Genomic DNA, 14,975 nt, shown 5'->3' with positions numbered 1-14,975 from the left:
AGCAATCTTTCGACCGATACCTACCGGTTAAACTTTTCCTTTGATAAACTGATTGCCGATCCAGTACGTTGCCTGTTCAGCTGTGAACTTCAGAATGCAATACTCCGGATCGTCCACCCCTTTGGGAAAGTGCTCATAGAACCAATCCACCCAGAGGGCTTTCTTTTCTTCCACATCGCTTACCACTTCGATTGTGCCGGTCAGCGTAACGCTGTCGTGTCCTTCGTAGAAAGCGACTCCGGCTTTCGGGTTTTTGATAAAATCTTTTGTCTTCTCCGAGCTTGTTCCCGTTGAGAACCAGATCGTATCGATCCCTTCCGTTTTAATCTTCGACAGGACGACCGGACGCGGACAGCCCCGTTCGTCGATGGAGGCAAGGGTTAAGACTTCGCATTTATTCAGCAAATCGATCGCTTGTTGTTTGATTTTTTCCATGTTCTGATTTATTAATTTCGTTCGGCAAACATAAAGGAAACTTCCCGCTTCCTGTTGTAAAAAATCGACTTTCTTTATTCTATGTAAGTAAGCGGATCGTCTTCCGGTATCGGCAAAGCCATGAAAGCGGAGGGGGTGCTCCCCGATAACTTCCTGAATTCCTTGATGAAATGGGACGGGTCGTAATAGCCGCAGTCGATAGCCAATTGCTGCATATCTTCCCCCTTCATCTGTCTTAATACGCGGGTTGCATACCGGAACTTGCTGATTCTGCTGAACTCTTTGGGTGTATAGCCGGTGATGTGTTTGAACTTGCGCTCGAAATGCCGTTGCCCGATATACAATTTGTCCGTCAATTGCTGTATGGGCAGCATCCCGTTTGCTTGAACAATCAGATCGGTAGCCCGGATGATCTGCGGGTCTACCGGCTGGAGCCCCGGTAGACGGGCGATAAGATGTCTATCTATTATATGTATGCGTTCCTGCAAAGACTCCTTTTCGCATAACATTTCTGCAAAATGATCGTCGAAAAGGACATTCAACTCGGACGCATTGACCCTCGTGTCGGTAAACTCGCCTAAAGGCATCCGGGCAAAAGCCGCCAGGCCGCAGGGGGAGAAGCGGACACCCATCATATGAAGGCAGGTAGAGCGGGTCACCAGCTCCGAATAAACTCGCATCGGACCGACAAAATAGAAACGGTAGGGTTGCATCAGCATCTCTCCGTTCAGAGGTTGCGACGGTTCCTCGATAGAAAAGATAAAGTCCGTGCAGCCGTCGGGTAGTATCTTATAGCGCATATCGTATTCGGTTTCACCTTTGAACTCCCAGTATTTGTCAATATAGGGGGCAAGTAGTTGGCATGGAGGATATTCCTGATACATAACGGTCTACACGGTTTTATAGGTTTCGCTGGATACTCAATCCTTTTTCCAGCGTTTTAATTGGGGGAAATAATACTGCATTCCCGCCAGGGCTTCCTCTTTGGTGTAGCTTTCACCGTTTTCATGTTTGAAGGAGTCTGAATACTGGAGGCAGGTCTGGATCATCTCTTCCATCGTAACGTCTTGTGTGAACTGGCCATCCTTGAAACAGTAAGCACAATATTCGTTGTTCTTACTTCCGTCCTGGTTTGTTCCATAATCCGTATCAGAAACTAGCGGCATACCGCAACTTTGGCAATAAATAGGGCCCATACTCTTAAATTTATTTATAAGGTTCTTAAATTAGGACAAATATAGAATTATTTTTCAGATTTAAAATAATACCTTTGAAGACTTTAAATTTTATAGACCATGGTAAATAGAAGAAATTTCCTGAAAAGTGCTTCTTTTCTAACTCTTGGAGGGTTAGTAGCCGGAAAGGCAGAAGCGTTACAGGCAGCCACTCCCGTTCGTACGGAAACGACCGCCAAAAAAAGTATCGGTTTGCAGATTTATTCTTTAGGAGGTGAGTTAACTAAAGATGTTCCTGCCGGAATGAAACAACTTAAACAGATGGGTTATTCTACCCTTGAACTGGCAGGTTACAATAATGGCAAGATCAATGGTGTCGATATGATGGAATTCAAGAAGATGGCAGAAGATGCCGGATTGAAGATCACCAGTTCCCATGTGAATCCTCCGACAGGCGAGTACACGCCGGATACCCGCAATACAATTATGGAATATTGGAAAAAAACGGCAGACGATCATGCCAAGTTAGGTGTGAAATATCTGGTTCAGCCCGGACAACCACGCACCCGTAGTGTGGAAGAGGTTGCTTATGTTTGCGATGTATTCAATGAAGCTGGAAAGATTGTCAAAGCAGCTGGTATTCCGTTCGGTTATCATAATCATGATTTTGAGTTTGCCAAAGTAGTTCCGGGAGGTACGGGAGCTGTCTTTGGTCGCCATAATAAAGGCGAAAAAATCTATGATCTTTTTTTGAAAGATACGGATCCTGATTTGGTATTTTTCGAAATGGATGTGTACTGGACGGTGATCGGGCAGAATGATCCGGTGGAATATATGAAGAAGTATCCGGATCGTATTAAACTGTTGCATATTAAAGATCGCGCCATTCTGGGACAATCCGGCTTCATGAACTTTGAAATGATTTTCAAACAGGCGTATCAGATTGGAGTGAAAGAATATTATGTAGAGCTGGAAGGTATGCCGGATGGCCGTACCCAGTTTGCTGGGGTGAAAGGCTGTGCGGATTATCTGTTAAAAGCAAAGTTTGTAAAGTAAGTAAAGTCTCAATTATATATAAGGTACGAATGAAAGCCAGTCTGTTGCAGGACTGGCTTTTTTGTCGGGATATAACTTCGGTCATCTGCCGGTTTGTTAAGGACTACCCGGCAGTCAGTGCTGTAAACCCTTTAGATGCTTCTCTTTTTATCATATTCCTTATTCGTATCACAGCTGTGAAACAGAAGAAATCCAACTGTGATACAAACGGAATCCATCTGTGAAACAAAAGGAACACAGTTGTGATATGCAATAGGAGTGTGGTGTGGAAAAATTCCCCATTTCCCCATTAATTCCCCACCACACTTCTGCGGTAGAGTAAAATTGGAAATGTTGTAAAATGATCTTTTATTATCTGACAACTAGCTTGTTAGTGGTTGTTTTTCTGTTCATTGCTGTTTTTGGCACGTCATTTGCAGTGTAAATAGATGTTGGGGAGACAAACAAGTTTCCCTCTATGAATATGATGATGAAGTTTAGAATTTAGAATAAGTGTAAGTATCTATCTCCCGATATTGTTTTCTAATATGTATTAGATTAGCAAAAACTTATCGATTGATAAAAGCCGTTCCGCCTGAGAAGGTAGAACGGCTTCTTTTATTTTATAGTTGCAGGGAGTTGGATAACTTTTCAAGCCATGCAGGCAGCATGTTCAGGTGGTTGATGCGCTCTTCTATATAAGAAGGGGCGAACAGGTTTATTTGTAAATCCTTGCATTTCTCCCGCAGGTTGTCTTCTACCGGATAATAACTGGCTAAAACGGCTAAAGAAATATCTCCGCCATATGTTTCGCGCACCGCATCAATCTTATAAATATCATTTTGGGTGACTTGTCCTGATTTACATTCGATAAAGATTAGTTTCTGTTGGTTGTTCAGCAGTACATCTACTTCATTCTTTGTCCTTGGATTGTTTCCCTCTGTCTGAAACAGGACGCTTTGCCATACCTCTGGGCTGTTGGGACGTTTTTGGCTCCATGATCTGACTTTGTGTGCTACCAGTGTTTCCCACCAGCGTCCTTTGAAAAACAACATGCAGGCGTTCGGTGTCGTTAGCCTGAGCAACACACGGTTCTGTTGGGCAACAAGAAAAGTACCTTGCCTCTGTTTGAAACGCAGTCCGTTTTTGAAAACACGTGATGCCGGAAGGCGTGACAGTTCCCTGTTACAGAAGATGTTGAAGAACTTCTGTATCATGGTATGCTCTTTCGGATATTGTTCGATGAACTGTTTGATCAGGCCGGAAGCCTGCACGTCGGTATTACTCAAGTGTTTGGCGTCCTGATATTCTGTCAGGATATTTCCGCTCAGTCCCAGTATCTCCTTGTTATCCAGTTGGCTTTTCATCGGGTATTTCTCAAAGCTGTCCAGTCGGATCAGTTCGCCCAATTGTGACAGGTAAAAGGCTGGGACGCTGTATTCTTTTGCGATGGTGAAAGCTGCGAATGCCATTACTTTGGTACCTTCCGACAGGTTGTAGGCAAATTCGGCGGAAGGATACGTTTGGTGTATTTTGCGGCAAACGTTACGGACATGTTCTCCGTCGTATGGTTCGGTCCGGTATAATGTCCGGCGGATGCTGTCGGGAAGGAGCGGAAATAGGGGAGCTGCCACCTCTTTTGTCTCATTCGTGCAAAGCAAATGCACATGGTCGGGCCCGAATTCTTTGATTCCGTGATAAACGGAGGTTATATCTTTGCCAAGTAATATGATCTGATGTTTCATGTTTTAAATCATGTATTAATTAAGGTTCTAAATGTAGTATTAATTTCGATATAATTCATATCTTCGTTGCCTAATCAATCGCTGTATATATAGCAAATGGAAATTTTTATTATTATCGGCCTTATCTTGTTGAACGGTATTTTGTCTATGTCTGAAATTGCTCTGGTGTCTGCCCGCAAGGCCCGGCTGGAACTGGATGCAAAAAGAGGTAATAAATCAGCGCAAACAGCTTTGAAGCTGGCTGGAGAACCCGACCGGTTTTTATCAACTATCCAGATCGGAATTACGCTAATCGGCATCCTGACCGGTTTGTATTCAGGAGAGGCGTTTGCCTATAACCTGGCAGAAGTGGTACGTCATGTGCCTGTGCTGGAGCCTTATGCACTCGGAGTATCTAAAACAATAATCGTTATAATTGTGACTTACCTGACTTTGATTATGGGTGAACTTGTTCCGAAGCGTATCGGTATGGGGTATGCCGAACGGGTTTCTATGTTGGTCGCTAAGCCGATGTACTTTTTATCGAAGCTGGCTTTGCCTTTTGTCTGGTTATTGTCGAAGAGCACTTCCCTTGTTATAAAAATTACCGGAATTAAAGCAAACGAAGAAAATAAAGTGACGGAAGAGGAGATCAAGGCGATTGTCAAAGAAGGCTTTGACGGAGGTGAAGTGCAGGAAGTGGAACAGGATATCGTAGAACGTGTGTTCAACCTGGGAGACCGTAATGTCGGTTCGATCATGACACACCGGAGCGATCTGGTATGGCTGGATGTCACCGACAGCATTGAGAAAATCCGTGAAAAGGTACAGGAAAACCTGTTTAATATATATCCGGTAGCATCCGAGAAGTTTGATAATATCAAAGGTGTTGTTTATCTGAAAGACCTGTTCGGCCGGATTGACGAACCTGACTTTTCGTTGGAAGAGGTAATACGTCCCGCCCAATACCTTCCCGAGAACCAGAGTGTGTATAATGCTTTGGAGCAGTTTAAGGAAGCACGTGTTAAATATGGTATTGTTACGGATGAATTTGGAGGAATCCAGGGAATTGTTACCCTGAAAGATATTATGGAAGGGCTGATCGGACAGGTTCCGGAAGTGGGAGAGGAGGCCGAGATCGTGCAGCGTGCCGATGGCTCCTGGTTGGTTGACGGACAGTATAACTTCTATGATTTTCTGGAGTATTTCGATATGGAAGATCTGTATGCCGAACACGATTATAATACGTTGAGTGGTCTGATCCTGGAAATTCTTGAACGCGTTCCGAAGACCGGTGAGACGCTGACCTGGCTGACCTTTGAATTTGAGATCGTAGATATGGACGGTGCACGTATCGACAAGGTGCTGGTGAAGAAGATCGATTGATAATCTTTAGTTAAAGGTTTATTGTGGAAGGTTTTTTATATAGACCAACTGGATTATTCAGGAATAAATCAAATGATTGGCGGAAATGAAGAAATTAAATTGCTTATTGATACTTATTGCAATAGCATCTGTTATAGTTCTTGAACCTAACTCTTGTAATGCACAAACGATAGAAAGAGAAAATGGCTGGTATTATATAATGGAAGGGAGGAAAGACAGTATCTCAAAAGAATCAATTATAACAGTCAAAGATTTTGCCTTTCTAAGATTGGATTCTTTCTCATACTCGGATAATAGAATGATGTATATGATTGTTGGGACTATAAACCAACCCCAAGTGAGTCGATGGGCAGACGCTACGGAAAGATCTATCGGTAAACGAATTTGTTTTGTTTTTGACAATAAAGTTATCACAGACCCGAAGGTAAATGCACGGATAGAAAGTGGTGCTTTCTCTATCTCTACTTATAAAGGGTATGATCTGAAAACTATGTTTCGGCAAATCAGAGAAGAAATGGACGTAGAACAGGAAAGAATTCACTGTTTGGAAAAAGGCGATTTAACCGATACCCTTGGATATAAGAAACTGGAAAGAGCTTTATTTGAGGAATTACAAAAGCCTAACTTTAGTAGTTGTGCCGAAGATTATATGAAATCTGAAGCATATCTGAATTATAAGACTTTCATTGGTAAAAATCCGGACTATATTGAAAGGCTGTTTCAAAGTTTTCTGTTCAAAAGTAGTCCTCAAGGGTTGTATGGTTATTTGATAGACGATATAATAAAAGAGAAATATCCCGATGCACCAAGTATCAGAGGGAATTCTGGAGAAGGGACAGGCAGTAAAGATTATGATATACTGACCTTAGAAGATTATCAAAAAACAATCCGGAAATTAATGGATATTGAGAGAAGCAAGAACAAAAGCGAGCTATCCCGTTAGGGCTTCAACCGGACCGGCAGAACTCTTATGCGAAGCAGGTTTGAAAAGCACCCTTCTTTTGTAATCAAAATAAGGGACTTTTGTATTCAAAGCATATATGTTTTAATGACGAAACATATATGCTTTGAAAAAGCCTTCAATATAGTTTTTCTCTCCTCACAATTCTTTGATCTTATGAAGTACCTCCATTTTTCCGAAGAGGATCAGCTTGTCGTTGGCTTCCAGCACCAGATCATCGGTCAGTGGGTCGACCACATAGTATTTTGTTTGTTTCAATCCGATCAGGTTTCGTACTTCTTTGGCTCGTTCTACTCCGACCAGGCGGATGCCGAAGTTCGTTTGGAAGTCGATCGTCTTTAGCGTCTGTCCGACTAAAGCTCCCGGTGTCTTTATTTTATACAAATGATGTGTTTCCGTTACCTGATACCAGCGCTGGAACAGGTCGCCCAGTAAACTCTGGGAGGCATAGGTTGCCGCATAATCCTGTTCCGGACGAATGATTTCCGATACACCGATCGAGCGGATCACCGTTTCATGAATGGGAGAGATCGAACGGACGATCAACCTGCTTGCATCCAGGCTCTTCAATAAGGCGACAGTCTGTACCGACGTTCCGAAATTCTTGCCGTAAGTAACGAAGATGGCATCCATTTCGCTCAACGGCAGTGTATTTAGTGCATCCCTGTCAGTCGTATCGAGGCTGACGGAGCCGGAGATCGTTTGTTTTACGGCCTCCACTTTATGCAGGTTCAGGTCGACACCTATCACTTCATCGCCGATACGGGTGAGATTTTCCGCGATGGCGCGTCCCAGATTTCCTAATCCTATAACCAGAAATTTCATAAGGCATTACATATTACATTAATATATTTTCCTGGGGATATGTGTAATCCCTCTTTTTGTACTCTCTCATAAAGCTGACCATGAATGTCAGTACCCCGATACGTCCGATTAACATCGTACAGATGATAATCAACTTTCCGGCCATGGAAAGCATAGGGGTGAAGTTCAGGCTCGATCCCACCGTACTCAAAGCCGAAACAACTTCGAATGTAAGTGTAAACACCGGTGTCCCTTCTTCCGTATAAGACAATATCCAGACAGCCAGCGAGGCAAAGATAAAATAGAAGACAATCGTTGCAAAAGCCCGGCGGATAGTGGCGGGAGATATCTCGCGTTTACGAACTTCAACCTTTTCCTTTTCACGGGAAACATTCAATGCCGTGGCAATAGCTACAAAAACGGTCGTTACTTTTAAGCCGCCACCAGTCGACATCGGAGCCGCCCCGATAACCATCAGGATAAGGGTCAGCATCAGCGTTACCGGACGAAGCGCATCCATATTTGCCACGGTGAAACCGGCCGTTCGGGGTGTCACGGCACCGAGCAGCGAATCTGCCAGCTTCCCTTTCAGAGGCAGGTCGGCCAACGTATTATTCATCTCAAAGAGGAAATAAAAGAACATACCTCCGACGATCAGGACCAGCGTACTTATTACTACTATATATGTATGGATATTGATGATACGGGGTGTATGGATATAATGTTTCTGTTGTCCGATAGCTATCATAAAAGTGTTAACGATGAAATGCCTTAGCAGTTTCAGATAATTGAAAACGATCGGGAATCCCAGGCCTCCGAAGATGATTAACAGGGAAATCCATACGTGCAGATTGTAGTTATGGGCCACTATCGGATCACACATATTGCCGCTCAGTGTGGAAATACCGGCATTACAGAAGGCGGAAACCGCATGGAAGATAGCAAAGAAGATATTATCCTGCGTAGTGGCTTCCGGCAACACGCCTCTGATATCCATATAGATAAAGTAGGCCCCGATCCCTTCGATAAAGAAAGTAACGAACAGAATATTCAGGATAACGCGGAACAACCCACCGATACGGTCTTCGTTCAGCATATCTTTCAGAACCAGTTTGCTGGTGAAAGAAGAATGCCCCATGAAAGAAAGGGCAAAGAAACTGGTAAAAGTCATTACTCCGATTCCGCCGATTTGTATCAGGATCATAATGATAACGTGCCCGATATGTGTAAAAGTAGTCGCTACGTCAACCGTAGTCAGTCCCGTTACACAGACAGAGGTCGTTGCCGTAAACAGCGCATCGACAAAATGGATCGGGCGGGTTGTCGCATTCGGCAGCATCAGCAATCCGGCTCCGATCAGGATTACGAATATGAAACTCAGCAGGAACAGCAGTGACGGCTTGATACGTGTTTGCATAAGCGTGAAAGTCTGCCGTGACAGATGGATCATACTGAGCAATAACATCAGCGTATAGACAAACAACGGCTTCGACAGGAAATCGAGGTATGGCAGTGACTGCTGGATCACTTCTCTGAAAAATACTTTTGCCGACAAAACGGCAAACAGCAGAAAGTAGATGCCGATATCCAGATATAAGAGCTTTTCCTGTATGATCTCACCGAACCGGACGATGTAGCGGAGCGTGATACCGATAAAAAATGCCAGTAAAATATAAATACGGCTCAGATATAAATGGTGTATGGTTTCGCTTGTCTGCTGGAACCCGAACTGGTAGATCAGTACGAATAAGGAAGCGATAGATGCCAGAAGAATGAGGCCTTCCGCGAATATATTCAGGATGCCTTTCATGTTCGCCCAGTACATCCGGCATGTGAACTGTATATGTTTTATATCCATTTTCAAGTATAATCTGCAGCAAAAGTATTAATAAAAGTAGTTGGAGGACAGAATAGTTCAGAAAGTTTAGATAAAGCATGTTAAAAAGAGAAAGATCAACGGTTTATCACAATATTGTTTTGTTTACATTATGGGCGATAAATGTTATTGTATGAGGTAAGATAGTAAATTATCAGATAAATAAGCTGTTATAAATATTGAAAAAATGATTCTGTGTGTTTTGTATATTGGATAAATGTTTATATTTGCAACTGTTTAACGTAATATTATGGAAACACATATGGAAAATAACAAGATGCTTTACTCGCATGTGTCTGTTGATTGCGTGCTGCTGGGCGTAAACGAAGATAAATTATGCGTACTGCTCGTAGAGCGGAAAATAGACAAGAGTGACGAAAAACATTATAAGCTACCCGGTAGCCTGATTTTTGAGAACGAAGATCTGGACACGGCTGCTTACCGTGTATTTAATGAAGCTACAGGTTTGAAACGCGTACCTTTGAAACAGTTCCGCAGTTTTGGCTCTCCTTCACGTACGAAAAATAAAGATGATATGCAGTGGCTGGAAAACGCTATGAAGCTGAAGATCGAACGGATCGTAACCGTAGCTTATCTGGCATTGAGTAAGATCGGACGGAAGTCGAACCCGACCAATAAATATAATTCACTGGCCTGGTTCCCTGTCGACGCACTGCCTTCTTTGCCATTCGACCATAAAGAAATCATCGAGGCCGCTGTGGAGGAAATACGTGAATGGGTTGAAAAGGAGCCATCCATCATTTTCGATTACCTGCCTTTGAAATTTACGGCCTATCAGTTGCGTCGTACGTACGAGATCATATATAATAAGGAAATGGATGTCCGTAACTTCCATAAGAAAATGGGGTCGTTGGAATATATCGTACAGACCGACGAGATCGAAACAGGAGTTGCCCACCGTGCCGCCCGTTATTATCGTTTCGACAAAGTGAAGTATAATAAGTTGCATTCGAAATTTAATAAGAATTAATCAGTGAATATATGTATTTGTTAGGTTGTGACATAGGTAGTTCTTCTGTGAAGGCCTCGATTGTAGATGCCAATTCGGGATTAACTATCGGGGCGGATTTCTATCCGAAAGAGGAAGCGCCTATTAAAGCTGTAAAACCCGGTTGGGCGGAACAGGAGCCGGATGATTGGTGGAAGTATCTGAAAGAAGCCATTAAAGGAGCGATTGCGAAAGCCGGTATTCAGGGGACCGATATCAAAGCGATCGGTATCTCTTACCAGATGCACGGACTTGTGCTGGTCGATAAGAAGATGGAGGTGCTGCGTCCTTCTATCATCTGGTGCGACAGCCGTGCCGTACCTTATGGAGACCGTGCGTTTAAAAATATAGGGGAGAAGCAATGCTTGTCCCACCTGTTGAATTCGCCGGGTAATTTTACCGCATCCAAACTTGCCTGGGTAAAAGAGTTTGAACCGGAGTTATTCCGTTCCGTTCATAAGTTCATGCTGCCGGGTGACTTTATCGCCATGCGGATGACAGGGGATATCGTAACAACCGTGTCCGGTTTGTCGGAAGGTATCTTCTGGGACTTTAAGAACGAACAGGTTTCTGAAGACCTGATGAACTATTTCGGATTCAGCAACGACCTGATACCTGAGATACGTCCGACATTCGGTTTGCAGGGGGAACTGCTCGGTTCCGTTGCAACAGAACTGGGGTTGAAGAAAGGTACACCTGTGACTTACCGTGCCGGCGACCAGCCAAACAATGCTTTGTCGCTGAACGTATTGAATCCGGGTGAGATTGCTGCAACTGGTGGTACTTCCGGTGTGGTGTACGGTGTAAACGGAAAAGTGAATTTCGATACCTTGTCGCGGGTAAATACCTTTGCCCATGTAAATCATTCTGCGGATCAGACAAGGTTGGGCGTATTGCTTTGTATCAACGGGGTAGGCATTCTGAATTCCTGGGTGAAGAAGAATGTGGCGCCCGAAGGAATCGGTTATCCGGAGTTGAACGAACTGGCAGCCGGTATCCCTGTCGGATCGGGAGGACTGTCCATTCTGCCGTTTGGTAATGGTGCCGAACGTATGTTGCAGAATAAGCAGATCGATTGTTCGATACACGGCCTGAATTTTAATATTCATAGCAAAGCCCATATTGCCCGTGCCGCTCAGGAGGGCATCGTGTTCTCTTTCAAATACGGAATGGATATCATGAACGAAATGGGAATCGATATAGATGTAATCCGTGCCGGTAGTGCCAATATGTTCCTGAGTCCGGTCTTCCGTGATACTTTGTCGGGTGTGACCGGAACGGTGATCGAGCTGTTCGATACAAACGGCGCTGTAGGTGCTGCCAAGGGAGCCGGTATCGGTGCCGGTATTTATCAGTCGGCCGAAGAAGCATTTGCCTCCCTCAAGAAAATCGATGTGATTGAACCCGACGGACTGAAGGCGGACAAATATTGTGCAGCTTACAGCATATGGAAAGAACGGCTGGACAAACTGATGTGTGAGAATAACATACCAATGTAATATAAATCATTAAACAATTAATTTCATGGACTTTTATAAAGGTGAAAAAGAATTCTTCCCGGGAATAGGAAAGATTCAGTTTGAAGGACGCGATTCAAAGAATCCGATGGCATTTCATTATTATGATGAAAACAAGGTGGTAATGGGTAAAACATTGAAAGACCATCTTCGTTTTGCGATGGCTTACTGGCATACATTATGTGCCGAAGGCGGTGACCAGTTTGGCGGAGGAACAAAATCATTCCCCTGGAATGCAGCTTCCGACCCGATCAGCCGTGCCAAATATAAGATGGATGCAGCTTTCGAATTCATGACTAAATGTAGCATTCCTTATTACTGTTTCCACGATGTGGATGTGGTGGACGAAGCTCCTACACTGGTTCAGTTTGAGAAAGACTTGCAGACAATGGTGGAACATGCCAAAGGTTTGCAACAGGCAACCGGAAAGAAACTGTTATGGTCTACCGCCAACGTCTTCAGTAACAAACGTTATATGAACGGTGCGGCAACCAATCCTTACTTCCCTGCACTGGCTTGCGCCGGAACGCAGATTAAGAATGCTATCGACGCTTGTATCGCTTTAGGTGGCGAGAACTATGTATTCTGGGGTGGTCGTGAAGGTTATATGACCTTGCTGAATACAGATATGAAACGTGAAAAAGACCATCTGGCTATGATGCTTACTATGGCACGTGACTATGGCCGCAAGAATGGTTTCAAAGGCACGTTCCTGATCGAACCGAAACCGATGGAACCGACAAAACATCAGTACGACGTAGACTCGGAAACAGTTATCGGCTTCCTGCGCCACTATGGCCTGGATAAAGATTTCGCTTTGAATATCGAGGTGAACCACGCGACTCTGGCCGGACATACATTCGAACACGAATTGCAGGCAGCTGTGGATGCCGGCATGTTGTGCAGTATCGATGCAAACCGCGGCGACTATCAGAATGGTTGGGATACCGACCAGTTCCCGATGGATATTTACGAACTGACTCAGGCATGGCTGGTCATCCTTCAGGGTGGCGGTCTGACAACCGGGGGTACGAACTTCGACGCAAAGACTCGTCGTAACTCGACAGACCTGGACGATATCTTCCTGGCTCATATCGGTGGTATGGATGCGTTTGCCCGTGCTCTGATTACGGCTGCCGCTATTCTCGAAAACTCTGATTACACCAAAATGCGTGCCGAACGTTATGCCAGCTTCGATGGTGGCGAAGGTAAAGCTTTTGAAGACGGCAAACTTACCCTGGAAGACCTGCGTACGATCGCTCTCCGCGACGGAGAACCGAAACAGATCAGCGGTAAGCAGGAGTTATATGAGATGATTCTCAATTTATATATATAATTAGTTACAAGGAGTAACTCTTTCCCCTCTGGAGAGGGGATTAAGGGGTGTGTTAAATTTAGTCCTATAACTGGCATTAACACACCCCCTGCCCCCTCTCGAGAGGGGAAAAGTTACTCTTAATCTGGTAAACATGAAAAACAACAACAGTTATATTTTTGGTATCACCCTCGTTGCTACCCTGGGAGGGTTATTATTCGGATATGACACGGCTGTTATCTCCGGAACAGTAGAATCACTACGAAAATTTTTTATTGAACCTTACGGATTACCGCTCGACCAGGCCAATTCGCTGGAAGGGTTTGTTGTCAGCAGTGCGCTGATCGGTTGTATCCTGGGTGCCTCTTTTGCTGGATGGGTCAGCCAGCGTTACGGACGTAAGCCGACGCTGATCGTGGCGTCTATCCTTTTCCTGCTTTCGGCTATCGGTTCGGCCTGGCCCGAATTCGGTCTGGGATTACCGGGGAGCGGAGATCATACTTACATGTATTTATTTGTGGCTTACCGTATTCTTGGTGGTATCGGGGTCGGCCTGGCTTCGATGGTTTCGCCGATGTACATTGCCGAGATTGCTCCGGCAGACCGTCGTGGTAACCTGGTTTCGTGGAACCAGTTTGCAATCATCTTCGGTATGCTGGTCGTTTATTTCGTGAATTACACGATCGCCTTGCAAGGCGATGCTTCCTGGTTGCATACGGTTGGATGGAGATGGATGTTTGCTTCTGAAATTATTCCTGCCGTATTCTTCTTTACCCTGCTGATGTTTGTTCCTGAAACGCCCCGTTACCTGGTGATGCGCGGAAAGACGGAAAAGGCATTGACCATTCTCGATCGCCTGATGGGAAAAGACGAAGCGGCGAAAGAACTGGTCGACATAAAAGAAAGTTTCAAGGAAAAGGCGCCCTCCATGCGTCCTTATTTCCGTTTTATGGGAGCATGGCTTGTTTTGTTCTTGTTGGCCTATGGAGCCTTGGAATTGGCCGGAAATACAAGTGCTCTGGAGATTGCCCTGATCGGCAGTTTCTTCGTTTCGCTGGCGTTCCCGATTCGTTCCTACGGTGTACTTATTATTATGGTAGGTATCCTGTTGTCGGGATTCCAGCAGTTTGTCGGTATCAACGTAGTGCTTTATTATGCACCGGAGATATTTAAGACGATGGGAGCCGCTACCGATGCCGCTTTGTTGCAGCAGATTGTGGTAGGGGCTGTGAACCTGTCGTTTACTGTGCTGGCAATCTTTACGGTCGATAAGTTCGGCCGCCGTCCGTTGATGATTATCGGTGCGTTGGTGATGGCCGTTTCCATGATTATCCTGGGAACAACATTCTATACACACTCTGTCGGTGTGGGGTCGTTGGTTTGTATGCTGGTGTATACTGCCGGTTTCGCTATGTCATGGGGACCTGTTTGCTGGGTATTGCTGGCGGAAATCTTCCCGAACTCTATCCGTTCGACGGTGATGAGTATTGCCGTTGCCGGACAGTGGATAGCCAACTTCCTTGTTTCATGGACTTTCCCAATGCTGGACAAGAACCAGTATCTCACGGAAACATTCAACCACGGTGTGGCTTACTGGATTTACGGCTTGATGGGTATCCTTGCCGCTGCCTTTATCTGGAAATTCGTTCCCGAAACGAAAGGTAAGACATTGGAACAGATGGAACAGTACTGGAAGAGATAATTTATTTTCCATATGAATAGAGGGGCTGTCATATCT

At 44.6% G+C, this 14,975-nt stretch carries 14 protein-coding genes; 8 read left to right on the top strand and 6 right to left on the bottom strand.

What is annotated here, in order from left to right:
- Positions 1-27 precede the first annotated feature (27 nt).
- The 3 genes from NBH14_RS23720 to NBH14_RS23710 form a co-directional block, all read right to left on the bottom strand.
- Positions 28-435: a pyridoxamine 5'-phosphate oxidase family protein gene (locus tag NBH14_RS23720; RefSeq protein WP_122327895.1), complete on the bottom strand. Its 408-nt coding sequence runs from the start codon at positions 433-435 to the stop codon at positions 28-30.
- Positions 436-509: 74 nt separating this feature from the next.
- Entirely contained in the window at positions 510-1,319 is an 810-nt protein-coding gene (locus tag NBH14_RS23715; RefSeq protein WP_250817799.1) for an AraC family transcriptional regulator, read from the bottom strand.
- Positions 1,320-1,355: 36 nt separating this feature from the next.
- Positions 1,356-1,631, bottom strand: coding sequence for a zinc ribbon domain-containing protein (locus NBH14_RS23710; RefSeq protein WP_186961471.1), 276 nt, complete (start codon positions 1,629-1,631; stop codon positions 1,356-1,358).
- A 99-nt stretch (positions 1,632-1,730) separates the two neighbouring features.
- On the opposite strand from NBH14_RS23710, the gene NBH14_RS23705 reads away from it, so the two are divergent.
- Positions 1,731-2,666, top strand: a complete 936-nt coding sequence (locus NBH14_RS23705; RefSeq protein ID WP_007653129.1) for a sugar phosphate isomerase/epimerase family protein — start codon at positions 1,731-1,733, stop codon at positions 2,664-2,666.
- 29 nt (positions 2,667-2,695) lie between these two features.
- On the top strand, positions 2,696-2,890 hold the full coding sequence (locus NBH14_RS23700; protein WP_128134522.1) for a hypothetical protein: 195 nt from the start codon (positions 2,696-2,698) through the stop codon (positions 2,888-2,890).
- Between the two features lie 378 nt (positions 2,891-3,268).
- Here NBH14_RS23700 and NBH14_RS23695 read toward each other — a convergent pair whose 3' ends face one another.
- Complete coding sequence (locus NBH14_RS23695; RefSeq protein WP_186961470.1) at positions 3,269-4,390, bottom strand: Card1-like endonuclease domain-containing protein; 1,122 nt, start codon at positions 4,388-4,390, stop codon at positions 3,269-3,271.
- 96 nt (positions 4,391-4,486) lie between these two features.
- Here NBH14_RS23695 and NBH14_RS23690 point away from each other — a divergent pair, with 96 nt between their 5' ends.
- Together NBH14_RS23690 and NBH14_RS23685 are read left to right on the top strand one after the other, a co-directional pair.
- Entirely contained in the window at positions 4,487-5,755 is a 1,269-nt protein-coding gene (locus NBH14_RS23690) for a hemolysin family protein (protein WP_007653132.1), read from the top strand.
- Between the two features lie 85 nt (positions 5,756-5,840).
- Positions 5,841-6,698 (top strand): SecDF P1 head subdomain-containing protein, encoded by an 858-nt coding sequence (locus NBH14_RS23685; protein ID WP_186961469.1) that lies wholly within the window; start codon positions 5,841-5,843, stop codon positions 6,696-6,698.
- A 156-nt stretch (positions 6,699-6,854) separates the two neighbouring features.
- Here NBH14_RS23685 and NBH14_RS23680 read toward each other — a convergent pair whose 3' ends face one another.
- Both NBH14_RS23680 and NBH14_RS23675 read right to left on the bottom strand, forming a co-directional pair.
- Positions 6,855-7,541 (bottom strand): potassium channel family protein, encoded by a 687-nt coding sequence (locus NBH14_RS23680; RefSeq protein WP_186961468.1) that lies wholly within the window; start codon positions 7,539-7,541, stop codon positions 6,855-6,857.
- Between the two features lie 13 nt (positions 7,542-7,554).
- Complete coding sequence (locus tag NBH14_RS23675) at positions 7,555-9,378, bottom strand: TrkH family potassium uptake protein (RefSeq protein ID WP_186961467.1); 1,824 nt, start codon at positions 9,376-9,378, stop codon at positions 7,555-7,557.
- 268 nt (positions 9,379-9,646) lie between these two features.
- Between NBH14_RS23675 and NBH14_RS23670 the strand changes: the two genes are divergently transcribed.
- The 4 genes from NBH14_RS23670 (at position 9,647) to xylE (ending at position 14,939) form a co-directional block, all read left to right on the top strand.
- Complete coding sequence (locus NBH14_RS23670; protein WP_186961466.1) at positions 9,647-10,387, top strand: NUDIX hydrolase; 741 nt, start codon at positions 9,647-9,649, stop codon at positions 10,385-10,387.
- Positions 10,388-10,398: 11 nt separating this feature from the next.
- Positions 10,399-11,904: a xylulokinase gene (locus tag NBH14_RS23665; RefSeq protein WP_186961465.1), complete on the top strand. Its 1,506-nt coding sequence runs from the start codon at positions 10,399-10,401 to the stop codon at positions 11,902-11,904.
- 25 nt (positions 11,905-11,929) lie between these two features.
- Positions 11,930-13,258, top strand: coding sequence for a xylose isomerase (xylA, locus tag NBH14_RS23660; protein ID WP_186961464.1), 1,329 nt, complete (start codon positions 11,930-11,932; stop codon positions 13,256-13,258).
- A 133-nt stretch (positions 13,259-13,391) separates the two neighbouring features.
- On the top strand, positions 13,392-14,939 hold the full coding sequence (gene xylE, locus NBH14_RS23655) for a D-xylose transporter XylE (RefSeq protein ID WP_186961463.1): 1,548 nt from the start codon (positions 13,392-13,394) through the stop codon (positions 14,937-14,939).
- Positions 14,940-14,975 lie beyond the last annotated feature (36 nt).

Source organism: Parabacteroides caecihominis, assembly GCF_023656785.1.
Classification (GTDB): domain Bacteria; phylum Bacteroidota; class Bacteroidia; order Bacteroidales; family Tannerellaceae; genus Parabacteroides; species Parabacteroides segnis.
This window is presented reverse-complemented; position numbering and strand designations above follow the sequence as displayed.